We start from the raw sequence: 13,281 nt of genomic DNA, 5'->3' as shown, positions 1-13,281 counted from the left end.
CGATAGATACGATCACACCACTTAACCTGTGGCGAGGGAGCTCGCTCCCGCTGGGCTGCGAAGCGGCCCCTCATTCGGATACCCGTTTTTCAAGGGCACCGGGTCACTTGTCTACGGCTGCTTCGCAACCGAGCGGGAGCAAGCACCCTCGCCGCACACTCTGTCCCGGGATTGCGGGTTAATTGGGGTTCAGCGGCGGCAAGCTTTTGGCGTCTTCCGAATCGCCGATAGATACGATCACACCACTAACCTGTGGCGAGGGAGCTCGCTCCCGCTGGGCTGCGAAGCGGCCCCTCATTCGGATACCTGTTTTTCAAGGACACCGGGTCACTTGTCTACGGCTGCTTCGCAACCGAGCGGGAGCAAGCTCCCTCGCCACAAATAGCGCTGCCCGGAATATCGCGGGTTATTTGGGGTACAGCGGCGGTAAGCCACTGTCGCCCGTGAGGTCCTGCACCCGCTCGGCGATCGGGATCGTCCGAATCGCGCGCCACAAGTCCTCACCTTGCCAATGCTGGCCGGTTTCGCTGTACAGCGCGCCGTTCAAGCCGTCGAGGGCGTCGGAAAGTGGTACGAAGCGCGCGGCCATGTCGGCCAGGGTTTCCGGTTGTTGCCGGGCCCAGGCGTCGAGCGCCTGACGGGTGGCTTGGGGATCATTCGCCTGGCAGGCGCGCTTGAGCTCGTCGAGCACGGTGCGCGGGCTCGGGCCGGTTTGTGCGGTGCGCGCGACTGCCGGTTGCCAGCGGGCGCGCCACCAGAGGCCAAAGCCGAGGAGGGTGGTGCAGGCGAGGATCAGGCTGCTGAGTTTCCAGCGCCAGAGGCTTTCGCTGTCGGCGCTGGCATTGACCGGGGAGTTGCCGGCCGGGGTGTCGACCATCAGGCTCGGATTGGCCGCCACTTGCAGGGTGCGGGCCGGGAGGCTGCTGTGTTCCAGATGGTCTTCAAAGGTGTTCCACCAGACTACGTCCACCGAGGGCAGCTCGATGGACCCACTGCGGGCCGGCACCAGCGCCTCGCGATCTTCACGACTGCCGACCAGGCCACGATCGGTGTTCTGGTTGCCCAGCACCGGTTGATCCGGATAGCGACGCAAACCGCTCACTTCGGTTCCGGGCAGCGGCGGCAGTTGCGAACTCGCCAGGCCTTCGGCCTTCACGGTAAGGCTGCGGGTCATGGAGTCGCCGACCTGGACGTGCTCGGGTTCCGGGCTCCAGCTCTCGCTCAAGGTCAGGCTACGCGCCGGCAGCCATGGCAAGTCGGCAGGGTAGGTGATCGGTTTGGCCTTGACCGTCAGCAGCAGTTCGCCAGAGCTGATGCGCATCAGCTTGCCGGATTTCGGTGACTGGGCTGTCGCGTCCTGGGCGGGCTGTGCGTCCACCAGTGCGGCATTGAAGATCTGCCCCGGAATGATCAGCTCACCGCTGTGTTGCGGGTAGATTGCGTAGCGCATTTCAATCACGCCGTGGCGCACGCCGTTGATGTCTTTTTCGTAGGTGCGGGACTCGCCCAATTGCTCGATTCGCGCATCGGGAATCTGCAGCGGTGGCAGGCTGCTGTCATCGTAGAGCGACACCGAATGGTAGATACGCAAGGTCAGGATCGCCTGTGCCTGCACGTAGACGCTGGTTTGATCGAGGCTGGCATCGATGAACACCGGCGCCAGTTTGCTCGCGGTGTTTTGGCTTTCGCTTTCGACCACTTGCACAGTGATGGGCTGACTCTCGACGTCGCCCAGCTTCAGCGACGGGATCACCACGCTGCCGTTCTGTAGCGGCAGAAGGGTGACGATCCAGCGGGTCGTCGCCCGGTTGTCGCCGTTCAGCGTGGTCAATTGGTTGACCTGACGGGTGCCGCGCACTTCGAACAGTGACTCCAGGGGCGCCAGGTCGGGTTTGCCGAACTGCGTCACGTCACTGGATTCCAGTGTCAGTTCGATCGTCTCGCCAGAGTTCAGGCGGGTGCGATCGACGCTGGCGACCAGCCCCGCAGCCTGGGCCTGAGCGGTCCATAGCAGTGAGGCGAGCATGAAGGCGGTGAAGCGGGTCATCGAGTTTTTCCCTGATCCTGATGTTGTTGCTGTTCGTACCAGAATTTGCGTCGAAGCAATTCTCCCGGATCATCCGGGATCTGTCGCAGCCATTGCTCCAGCGCCTGCTGCTGTTCGTCATCGATACTGTCGCTGGCCGGGCGCATGGGCGGCGTGGTGTGTTGCTCATCCCCCAGCTCGCTGCCCGGGACTTCGTTGGTGCCGGGCCGCGGTGGTTTCGTGGACGCTTGCTCGGTGCCGGGTTTGGCCTGTTGCTCTTCAGACTTCGGCTCACCCATGCTCGACGCTTGAGCCGTATCAGAGGGGGGTGATTCTGGTGGAGTCTGCGGCTGTTCGCTGGTGGCGTTGTCCGGCTCGGCGGCGGGCGGGGTGTTTTTCTGCTTGAGCAGGCTTTCTACCAAGGCCTTGTTGGTCAGCGCCGGACGCAGGTCGGGTTGGCGTTCCAGTGCCTGCTCGTAAGCATCCAGCGCCGCTTCGAGCTCGCCACTTCTGGCCAGGGCATTGCCTCGATTGTAGTGGGCGTGGGCGTCGTTGCCTTCGGCGAACCGCTGGGCGGCGCCGCTGTAGTCGCCGGCTTCATACAGGGCAACGCCTTGCCACTGGTGATCTTCGAAACGCTGCGCGGCTTCGGCCGGGCGTTTCTGCTTGAGCAGATGCTGGCCCTGCTGGTCGGGACGCAACCACAGGTCCTGGAACTCGAAGGCATAGCTCGACTGCGGCACCAACCATAACAACGGCAGGCACAGCAACCAGCCGCGGCGGCCAGCACAGGCCGCCAGCAACAACAGCGGCAACAGCAACCAGTATCCTTGATCGGCCCAGGTGTCGAGACGCAGGGTCTGGCCGTCATTGCGCAAATGGCGGGGACCATCGAGCAGACCGAGGGCACGCAGGTCTGCGTCGCTCAAGCGCGCGTGGCGATAACGTCCGTCCAGGTCGTTGGCAAAAGCTTTGAGGCCGGGCTCGTCCAGGTGCGGCACCAGAATCGCGCCCTGTTCGTCCTTGAGGAAACTGCCGTCCTCCTGGGTAATCGGTGCGCCTTCGGCGGTGCCGATGCCGAGCATCAGAAACTGCGTGGATTTACCGCTCAGCTCGCGGCGAATCCCCAGGCGTTCCTGTTCTGTCAGGGACGAGCCGATCAGCAGGATGCGGCCATCACCGAGGGCGGCTTGATCCAGCAGCGTCAGGGCTTTGCCCACCGCCAGATCAGCGCGATGGCCGGTTTCGGGCATCAGCGACGGTTTGAGGGCGTCCAGCAGATTGCGGCTGGTGGACAGATCATCCGACAGTGGCACGAGGGTGTGCGCACTGCCGGCATAAACAACGATCGCCGTCTGCGCGTCGCTGCGGTATTGCAGCAGGTCGAAGAGCTTGCGCCGAGCCTGTTCCAGGCGGTTGGGCTGAACGTCGGTGGCGAGCATTTCCGGGGTCAGTTCGAGGATCACCACCAGCGGGTCGGCGGGTTTTTGGCTCAGTTGCTCGACACGCTCCCAGCTCGGCCCGAGCAGCGCAAATATCGTCAGCAGCCAGGCCACGCCCAAGGCGATCCACGGCAGCTTGCTGTCGCGGCCATTGCCACCACTGAGCAACACCGCATGAAAAGCGGGCGGCAGAATCATCTGCCAGCGTCCGGCGCGCTTCTGCCGATGCCAGAGTTGCCAGAGCAACCAGCCCAACAGCGGCAGCAACAACAGCCACCAGGGACGGAACCAGTAAGGCCAGAGCGCGCTCATCGGCGCCTCCGCAGACGCAGGCGATTGAGGCGCTGACGCCAGTCAGGCAGTTGCGATTGCAAAAACAGATCCTTGGTAAACAGGCGTTGCAGCGGGTTATCCGGCCAGAGCTCGCGGATCACCAGCAGAATGCTCATTAGCAGCGCCATCGCCAATGGCCACTGATACAACGTTTGGGCCGGGCGGGCCTGAGTCGGTTGCTGGGTCACGGGTTCCAGCTGGTCGAGGGTTTCCTTGATCGCTTGCAACTCCTTGCCGTCGCGGGCGCGGAAATAGCGCCCACCCGTGGCTTCGGCGATTGCGTTCAGCGATGGCTCATCAAGGTCCAGGCTCGGATTGATTCCCAGAAAGCCCAGCGTGCCGCTTTGCTCCGGGTCGGCGCCGATGCCGATCGGGTAGATTTTCACCCCTTCTTTGGCCGCCAGGCGTGCGGCGGTGATCGGGGCGATTTCGCCGCCGTTGTTGGCGCCGTCCGTTACTAGAATCAGTACGCGGCTTTGTGCCGGGCGTTGTCGCAAACGCTTGAGGGCCAGGCCGATGGCATCTCCGATAGCGGTGTTTTTGCCGGCAATGCCGATGCGTGCTTCGTCGAGCCAGACGCGCACGGTGTGCCGGTCGAAAGTCAGTGGCGCTTGCACGTAAGCCTGGCTACCGAAGAGGATCAGGCCGACGCGATCGCCTTCGCGACTTTCGAGGAAATCACCGAGCAAGTGCTGGACCAAGGTCAGGCGGCTGACGTCTTCATCCTGCCACTGCATGTCAGGGAAATCCATGGAACCGGACACGTCCACCGCCACCAACAGGTCGCGACCGCTGGCGGCAATCGGCAGTGGTTCGCCGAGCCATTGCGGGCGCGCGGCGGCGGTCAGCAGCATCAACCACAACAGCAGGAACGGCGCTTGTTGGCGCCAGGCCGGCAGGTTGGCGCGGGCACGGCGTCGGGCGAGGCCTTCGAGGTCGCTGAGGAAACTGACCTTGAGCGCCGGTTCGCCACTGTCGGCGACCGGCAGCAGGATGCGCATCAGCCACGGCAGCGGCAGCAGCACGAAGATCCACGGCCAGGCGAACTCAAACATGTTTGCGAATCCAGGTATCGACCGCCTGGGTCAGGCCGGCGATGGCTTTATCGTCGAGTTTGCATTCGGGCTTGTAGGCACCTTCCACCAACACCATCCAGCGGGTCAGGCCGGCCGCCGGGCAGCGGTTGTCGAGGAATGCCAGCCATTTGCGACCGTTGAGGGTATGGCTCTGGCTGTACGGATAATGGTTGCGGCACAGGCGTTTGAGCAGGCCGTTGAGTTGTTGTAGCCAGGCACCGGCGGGCGCGCCATCGTAGGGCTTGGGCATCAGCGCCAGTTCTGCCAGCGCGGCAACGCGCACCGGGTCCAGGGGTTGCTCGGCGCGAACGATGGGTTTGCGGGCAGGAATGAAGCGCCGCAGCTTCCACAGGCCGAATCCAATGGCAGGCAGTAACAACAGGAGCAACCACCAACCCGGCGCCGGCGGCCAGAAGCCGATTGCCGGCGGGGAAATCAGCGGTTGCAGTTGATCAAGGCTGCTCATCGACCTTTCCCCGGTTTCTCTGGGTTGAGGTATTCGCGCAGTTGCTCGACCATTTCGCTTTGGGTGCTCAACGGCATCAGCAATACCCGAAGCTTTTGCGCCAGCAATTCCCAGCGAGCGATGCGTGTTTCGGCTTGGGCACGATAGGTCTGGCGCAATTCGAAATTGAGTGTGTCGAGTTCCAGTTGTGCACCGCGTTCGGCAAAGCGCAGCAGGCCGGCAGCGGGCAGGGCGTGGTCCAGTGGATCGGACACCGGCAGCAGCAACAGGTCGCAATGACGCGACAACAGGCTTAGTTGCTGTTCGGCGCTTTCGGACAAGGCGCGCTCGTCGCAAATCACAATCACCAGGCTACCGGGACGCAACACTTCGCGGGCACGACGCAAGGCAATGCCAAAGGCATCGCGGTCCGGCTCGCTTTCGGTGTGCAGCGATTGGTTGACCCGCACCAGCCGGTTGAGTAATTGCAGCAGGCTCTGCTTGCTGCGCCGGGGTTTGATTTCGTAGTGCTCGTTGTCACCGAACACCAGCCCGCCGACGCGATCGTTGTGCCCGAGCGCGGCCCAGCCAATCAGGCTGGCGGCCTGGGCGGCCAGCACGGATTTGAACATCAGTCCCGAGCCGAAAAACAAACGACGGCTCTGCTCGACCATGATGAAAATCGGTCGTTCGCGTTCTTCGTGGAACAGCTTGGTGTGCGGCTCCTGGGTTCGCGCGGTGACGCGCCAGTCGATGGTGCGCACGTCATCGCCGGCCTGATAGACCCGCACCTGATCGAAATCCACGCCACGGCCGCGCAACTTGGAATGGTGCAGGCCAATCAGCGGGCTGCGCTGGCTCGGCGTGGAAAACAGCTGCACTTCGCGCACGCGATGACGCATCTCGATCAACTCGGCGAGCGTGATGCGGATACCCGGTTGGGGCGGCAGGAGGGCGTTCATCGGGGTCAAGCGACGGCTACGACGTCGAGAATCCGCTGGACCACCCGATCCTGGTCGATGCCAGCGGCTTCGGCTTCAAAGGACAGGATAATGCGGTGGCGCAACACGTCGAACAGCACCGCTTGAATATCCTCCGGGCTGACGAAGTCGCGTCCGGCGAGCCAGGCGTGGGCCCGGGCACAGCGGTCGAGGGCGATGGAACCACGAGGACTGGCGCCGTAGGCGATCCACTCGGCCATCTCGGGGTCGAACTTGGCGGGTGTGCGCGTGGCCATGACCAGTTGCACCAGGTATTCCTCCACGGCATCGGCCATGTACAACCCGAGGATTTCCTTGCGTGCGGCAAAAATGGCCTGCTGGCTGACTCGGCGTTCGGGTTTGGTTTCACCGTTCAACGCTTCGCCACGGGCCTGTTGCAGGATGCGGCGTTCGACGGCGGCGTCGGGGAAGCCGATTTTCACGTGCATCAGGAAGCGGTCGAGCTGCGCTTCGGGCAACGGATAGGTGCCTTCCTGCTCGATAGGGTTCTGCGTCGCCATCACCAGGAACAGCGGCGACAACTCATAAGTGCTGCGCCCGACGCTGACCTGGCGCTCGGCCATGGCCTCAAGCAACGCCGATTGAACCTTGGCCGGCGCACGGTTGATTTCGTCCGCCAGCACCAGGTTATGGAAGATCGGGCCTTGCTGGAACACGAAACTGCCGGTTTCCGGACGATAGATTTCCGTGCCGGTGATGTCGGCAGGCAACAGGTCGGGGGTGAACTGGATGCGATGGAACTGCGCTTCGATGCCTTCTGCCAGTTCTTTGATGGCCTTGGTCTTGGCCAGGCCAGGAGCGCCCTCGACCAGCATGTGGCCGTCGGCAAGCAGGGCGATGAGCAAGCGCTCGATGAGTTTTTCCTGGCCGAGAATCTGCGTTGAAAGAAAGGTTCGCAGCGCTAGCAGCGCTTCACGATGTTCCATCGATGACTGTTCCTGGAAATGGATGGCCGAGGTCGTGCGTAATACGCCAGGGCTGGGGGCGTTACTTTAATCCATCGCGGGGGGCGGCGACTAACGGCATTTTGTGCAAAGTGCGGGAAATGGTTGGGGCAGATAGCGGATTTTTGTAGCAGGGGAGTGATTGGGTGGCTGTGCCGGCCCTATCGCGAGCAGGCTCACTCCTACATTGAAGGTGTACGACGATCTATTGTAGGAGTGAGCCTGCTCGCGATGAAGGCAGATCAAGCGCCTCAAATCTGGCTGATGAAGGTTCCGGTACCGTCAAGAATGTTCTTCAGCGTTTCCTCAACTTCCGCCATATCCACCATGTCCGGGTTGAAGGTGATCTCCAGCACATCATCCCCATTCAACGCATCGGCATCCGCTGCAGCGATTTCGATCTTCAGCAGAGTAGGGCTGAGGGTGACTTTGACGCCGTCCAGCGTCGACGGCTCGCCATCCAGAGTGATTTCCAACTCATCTTCGTCCGGATATCGGCTCATCAGGAACATTTCGCCCTTTTCGCTGTGGCAGCAGAGCATGGCCATGTTGTCTTCTTCGTCATCGCACGGGTTGACGATCAAGAGGGCGGTGGTCATTTGCATGGGTAGTTCCTGGCTCGACGAGCGTTGTGAAAACGAACAAAACGCGATTCTGCCAGCCTCGTGGAATTTCTGCTCGTTTGAGTGTCAGAGAGCGTGTCGTGAACAAGCAAAGTGTTGCTGGTCATTTCTGGTACGGATGTACCGTAAAACCGGACGGAAAACCGCCGTTTTCCTGTGCGGGTGCTAGTGTTGTTCGAAGCGTGCGCCCTGAGCAGCGTACCGTTGACCGAATATGTCGCAGCACCGCAAGCACGGGCCTTGCCGCACTCGTTAAGCTGCGCAACGGATGAGCACCCGTAAAGACATTGCGCTGCACGCAGCCCAGTCGTTTTTGCAGATGCCCATTCACGGAAGGTGAATGTGACCAGAGTGTCCCGTCCAGCTTCACCCACCTGTCACCCTGTTTCCTCTGCCCGAGAATCAGGAGCCGGGTGACGGCTAGCTTTGAAACGTAGCCCCAAAAGGGGTTTCGCGCGACGCTTCCATCAATAACAAGCCCAAGCGGAGTACCACAGATGGCGTTCTTCACCGCAGCCAGCAAAGCCGACTTCCAGCACCAACTGCAAGCGGCACTGGCGCAGCACATCAGTGAACAGGCACTGCCACAAGTGGCGCTGTTCGCTGAACAATTCTTCGGCATCATTTCCCTGGACGAACTGACCCAACGTCGGTTGTCCGACCTCGCTGGCTGTACTCTTTCTGCGTGGCGCCTGCTTGAGCGCTTCGATCACGCGCAACCGCAAGTGCGCGTCTACAACCCCGATTACGAACGTCACGGCTGGCAGTCGACCCACACCGCGGTCGAAGTGCTGCACCACGACCTGCCATTCCTGGTGGACTCGGTGCGCACCGAGCTGAACCGTCGCGGCTACAGCATTCACACCCTGCAAACCACTGTGCTGAGCGTACGTCGCGGCAGCAAGGGCGAGCTGTTGGAAATCCTGCCCAAAGGCACCCAGGGCGACGACGTGCTGCAAGAGTCGTTGATGTACCTGGAAATCGACCGTTGCGCCAACACCGCTGAATTGAACGTGCTGACCAAAGAGCTGGAACAAGTGCTCGGTGAAGTGCGCGTCGCGGTGGCCGATTTCGAGCCGATGAAAGCCAAGGTCCAGGAAATCCTGACCAACCTGGACAGCAGCAAGTTTGTCGTCGATGCCGACGAGAAAGCTGAAATCAAAAGCTTCCTGGAGTGGCTGGTGGGCAACCACTTCACCTTCCTGGGTTACGAAGAATTCGTGGTTCGCGATGAGGCCGATGGCGGCCACATCGTCTACGACCAGAACTCCTTCCTCGGCCTGACCAAATTGCTGCGCGCCGGCCTGACCTACGATGACCTGCGCATCGAAGACTACGCCGTGAATTACCTGCGCGAACCGACCCTGTTGTCGTTCGCCAAGGCTGCGCACCCAAGCCGTGTACACCGTCCGGCTTACCCTGATTACGTGTCGATCCGCGAAATTGACGCCGACGGCAACGTCATCAAGGAATGCCGTTTCATGGGCCTGTACACCTCGTCGGTGTATGGCGAGAGCGTGCGGGTCATCCCGTACATCCGCCGCAAGGTCGCGGAAATCGAGCGCCGTTCCGGCTTCCAGGCCAAGGCTCACTTGGGCAAAGAATTGGCCCAGGTGGTTGAAGTGCTGCCGCGCGACGATCTGTTCCAGACCCCGGTGGACGAGCTGTTCAGCACCGTGATGTCGATCGTGCAGATCCAGGAACGCAACAAGATTCGCGTGTTCCTGCGCAAAGACCCGTACGGCCGTTTCTGCTACTGCCTGGCCTACGTGCCGCGTGACATCTACTCCACCGAAGTGCGCCAGAAGATCCAGCAAGTGCTGATGGATCGCCTGAAAGCCTCGGATTGCGAGTTCTGGACTTTCTTCTCCGAGTCCGTGCTGGCCCGCGTGCAACTGATCCTGCGCGTTGACCCGAAAAACCGTATCGACATCGACCCGCAACAGCTGGAAAACGAAGTGATCCAGGCCTGCCGCAGCTGGCAGGACGATTACTCCGCGCTGACCGTCGAGACCTTCGGCGAAGCCCACGGCACCAACGTGCTGGCCGACTTCCCGAAAGGCTTCCCGGCCGGTTATCGCGAGCGTTTTGCTGCCCACTCGGCTGTGGTCGACATGCAGCACCTGCTGAACCTCAGCGAAAAAAATCCGCTGGTGATGAGCTTTTATCAGCCGCTGGGCCAGGTCTCCGGTCAACGTGAGCTGCATTGCAAGCTGTACCACGCCGATACCCCGCTGGCACTGTCCGACGTGTTGCCGATCCTGGAAAATCTCGGCCTGCGCGTGCTGGGTGAATTCCCGTACCGCCTGCGTCACAACAACGGCCGCGAGTTCTGGATTCATGACTTCGCGTTCACCGCAGCCGAAGGGCTGGAACTGGACATCCAGCAACTCAACGACACTTTGCAGGACGCGTTCGTCCACATCGTGCGCGGTGATGCCGAGAACGATGCGTTCAACCGTCTGGTGCTGACCGCCGGCCTGCCATGGCGCGACGTGGCGCTGCTGCGTGCCTACGCCCGTTACATGAAACAGATCCGCCTGGGCTTCGACCTCGGTTACATCGCCAGCACCCTGAACAACCATACCGACATCGCTCGCGAATTGACCCGGTTGTTCAAGACCCGTTTCTACCTGGCGCGCAAGCTCAGCAGCGACGATCTCGAACAGCGTCTGGAACACGCGATCCTGACTGCGCTGGACGACGTTCAGGTACTGAACGAAGACCGCATCCTGCGTCGCTACCTGGACCTGATCAAGGCGACCCTGCGTACCAACTTCTATCAGACTGACGCCAACGGCCATAACAAGTCGTACTTCAGCTTCAAGTTCAACCCGCACTTGATTCCTGAGCTGCCGAAGCCAGTACCGAAGTTCGAAATCTTCGTCTACTCGCCGCGCGTCGAAGGCGTGCACCTGCGCTTCGGCAACGTGGCCCGTGGTGGCCTGCGCTGGTCTGACCGTGAAGAAGACTTCCGTACTGAAGTCCTGGGCCTGGTAAAAGCCCAGCAAGTGAAGAACTCGGTGATCGTGCCGGTGGGCGCGAAGGGCGGCTTCCTGCCGCGTCGCCTGCCACTGGGCGGCAGCCGTGACGAGATCGCGGCCGAGGGCATCGCCTGCTACCGCATCTTCATTTCGGGCCTGTTGGACATCACCGACAACCTGAAGGACGGCGCGCTGGTGCCACCGGCCAACGTCGTGCGTCATGACGACGATGACCCGTACCTGGTAGTGGCCGCAGACAAAGGCACTGCGACCTTCTCCGACATCGCCAACGGCATCGCCATCGACTACGGCTTCTGGCTGGGTGACGCGTTTGCGTCCGGTGGTTCTGCCGGTTACGACCACAAGAAAATGGGCATCACCGCCAAGGGCGCATGGGTCGGCGTACAGCGCCACTTCCGCGAGCGCGGCATCAATGTCCAGGAAGACAGCATCACTGTCGTGGGCGTCGGCGACATGGCCGGTGACGTGTTCGGTAACGGCTTGTTGATGTCCGACAAGCTGCAACTGGTTGCCGCGTTCAACCACCTGCACATCTTCATCGACCCGAACCCGAACCCGGCGACCAGCTTCGTCGAGCGTCAACGCCTGTTCGACCTGCCGCGTTCGGCCTGGTCGGATTACGACACCAGCATCATGTCCGAAGGCGGCGGCATCTTCTCGCGTAGCGCGAAGAGCATCGCGATTTCCCCGCAGATGCAGGAACGCTTCGACATCAAGGCTGACAAGCTGACCCCGACCGAACTGCTGAACGCCTTGCTCAAGGCGCCGGTAGATCTGTTGTGGAACGGCGGTATCGGTACTTACGTCAAGGCCAGCAGCGAAAGCCATGCTGATGTCGGCGATAAGGCCAACGATGCACTGCGCGTGAACGGCAACGAACTGCGCTGCAAAGTGGTGGGCGAGGGCGGTAACCTCGGCATGACCCAATTGGGTCGTGTGGAATTCGGTATCAATGGCGGCGGCTCCAACACCGACTTCATCGACAACGCCGGTGGCGTGGACTGTTCCGACCACGAAGTGAACATCAAGATCCTGCTGAACGAGGTGGTTCAGGCCGGCGACATGACCGACAAGCAACGTAACCAGTTGCTGGCGAGCATGACCGACGAAGTCGGTGGTCTGGTGCTGGGCAACAACTACAAGCAGACTCAGGCATTGTCCCTGGCTGCTCGTCGTGCGTTGCCGCGGATTGCCGAATACAAGCGTCTGATGAATGATCTGGAAGGTCGCGGCAAACTGGATCGCGCCATCGAGTTCCTGCCATCGGAAGAAGCGCTCAACGAGCGTGTCGCCGAAGGCCATGGCCTGACCCGTGCCGAGCTGTCGGTGCTGATTTCCTACAGCAAGATCGACCTCAAGGAGCAGCTGCTGGGCTCCCTGGTACCGGACGACGACTACCTGACCCGCGACATGGAAACCGCTTTCCCGCCGACCCTGGTGAGCAAGTTCTCCGAAGCCATGCGCCGTCACCGTCTGAAGCGCGAAATCGTCAGCACCCAGATCGCCAACGATCTGGTCAACCACATGGGCATTACCTTCGTTCAACGACTCAAAGAGTCGACCGGCATGAGCCCGGCGAACGTGGCCGGCGCTTATGTGATCGTGCGTGACATTTTCCATCTCCCGCACTGGTTCCGTCAGATCGAAAACCTCGACTACAAGGTTTCCGCCGATGTGCAACTGGAGCTGATGGATGAGCTGATGCGCCTGGGCCGTCGTGCCACTCGCTGGTTCCTGCGTGCCCGTCGCAACGAGCAGAACGCTGCCCGTGACGTCGCGCACTTCGGTCCGCATCTGGCGGCGTTGGGCCTCAAGCTCGACGAATTGCTCAGTGGCGAGATCCGCGAAACCTGGCAGACCCGTTATCAGGCGTACGTCGAAGCCGGTGTGCCGGAGTTGCTGGCGCGCATGGTGGCTGGCACCACGCACCTGTACACGCTGTTGCCGATCATCGAGGCCTCCGACGTGACTGGCCAGGATCCTGCCGACGTGGCCAAGGCGTACTTCGCCGTGGGCAGCGCGCTGGACATCACCTGGTATCTGGCACAGATCAGTGCTCTGCCGGTTGAAAACAACTGGCAAGCCCTGGCCCGTGAAGCGTTCCGCGATGACGTCGACTGGCAGCAACGTGCGATCACCATCTCGGTGCTGCAACAGGGCGACGGCACCCAGGACGTGGAAGCACGCCTGGCGCTGTGGATGTCGCAGCACGAGAGCATGATCGAACGCTGGCGCGCCATGCTGGTGGAACTGCGTGCCGCCAGCGGTACGGACTACGCCATGTACGCAGTGGCCAACCGCGAGCTGCTGGACCTGGCGTTGAGCGGTCAAGCGGTAGTGCCTGTCGCTGCCGTCGCCGAGCTGGAACCGGCGGCCTGATCAGGCG

At 61.6% G+C, this 13,281-nt stretch carries 8 protein-coding genes; 1 reads left to right on the top strand and 7 read right to left on the bottom strand.

Annotated features, from left to right (window positions below; all coding sequences use genetic code 11):
• Positions 1-406 precede the first annotated feature (406 nt).
• From KGB21_RS16040 to KGB21_RS16010, 7 genes are all read right to left on the bottom strand, one after another.
• Positions 407-2,047, bottom strand: coding sequence for a BatD family protein (locus KGB21_RS16040; protein WP_223505728.1), 1,641 nt, complete (start codon positions 2,045-2,047; stop codon positions 407-409).
• On the bottom strand, positions 2,044-3,780 hold the full coding sequence (locus tag KGB21_RS16035; protein WP_223505726.1) for a tetratricopeptide repeat protein: 1,737 nt from the start codon (positions 3,778-3,780) through the stop codon (positions 2,044-2,046). Before KGB21_RS16035 ends, KGB21_RS16040 begins: the two co-directional genes overlap by 4 nt.
• A complete protein-coding gene (locus tag KGB21_RS16030) occupies positions 3,777-4,856 on the bottom strand; it encodes a vWA domain-containing protein (protein WP_223505724.1) in 1,080 nt (359 codons plus the stop codon). Before KGB21_RS16030 ends, KGB21_RS16035 begins: the two co-directional genes overlap by 4 nt.
• Positions 4,849-5,343, bottom strand: a complete 495-nt coding sequence (locus KGB21_RS16025; protein WP_034146684.1) for a DUF4381 domain-containing protein — start codon at positions 5,341-5,343, stop codon at positions 4,849-4,851. The genes KGB21_RS16030 and KGB21_RS16025 overlap by 8 nt, the downstream gene beginning before the upstream one ends.
• A complete protein-coding gene (locus KGB21_RS16020) occupies positions 5,340-6,284 on the bottom strand; it encodes a DUF58 domain-containing protein (RefSeq protein ID WP_034146683.1) in 945 nt (314 codons plus the stop codon). The genes KGB21_RS16025 and KGB21_RS16020 overlap by 4 nt, the downstream gene beginning before the upstream one ends.
• Positions 6,285-6,289: 5 nt before the next feature.
• Positions 6,290-7,249 carry an AAA family ATPase gene (locus KGB21_RS16015; protein ID WP_003218556.1) on the bottom strand — a complete coding sequence of 320 codons (960 nt, stop codon included), beginning with the start codon at positions 7,247-7,249 and terminating at the stop codon, positions 6,290-6,292.
• A gap of 269 nt (positions 7,250-7,518) precedes the next feature.
• Positions 7,519-7,872 carry a hypothetical protein gene (locus tag KGB21_RS16010; protein WP_034146682.1) on the bottom strand — a complete coding sequence of 118 codons (354 nt, stop codon included), beginning with the start codon at positions 7,870-7,872 and terminating at the stop codon, positions 7,519-7,521.
• A gap of 515 nt (positions 7,873-8,387) precedes the next feature.
• Here KGB21_RS16010 and KGB21_RS16005 point away from each other — a divergent pair.
• Positions 8,388-13,274: an NAD-glutamate dehydrogenase gene (locus tag KGB21_RS16005; RefSeq protein WP_223505722.1), complete on the top strand. Its 4,887-nt coding sequence runs from the start codon at positions 8,388-8,390 to the stop codon at positions 13,272-13,274.
• Positions 13,275-13,281 lie beyond the last annotated feature (7 nt).

The sequence above is a fragment of the Pseudomonas sp. GL-RE-29 genome (assembly GCF_019947275.1).
GTDB classification, from domain to species: domain Bacteria; phylum Pseudomonadota; class Gammaproteobacteria; order Pseudomonadales; family Pseudomonadaceae; genus Aquipseudomonas; species Aquipseudomonas fluorescens_A.
This window is presented reverse-complemented; position numbering and strand designations above follow the sequence as displayed.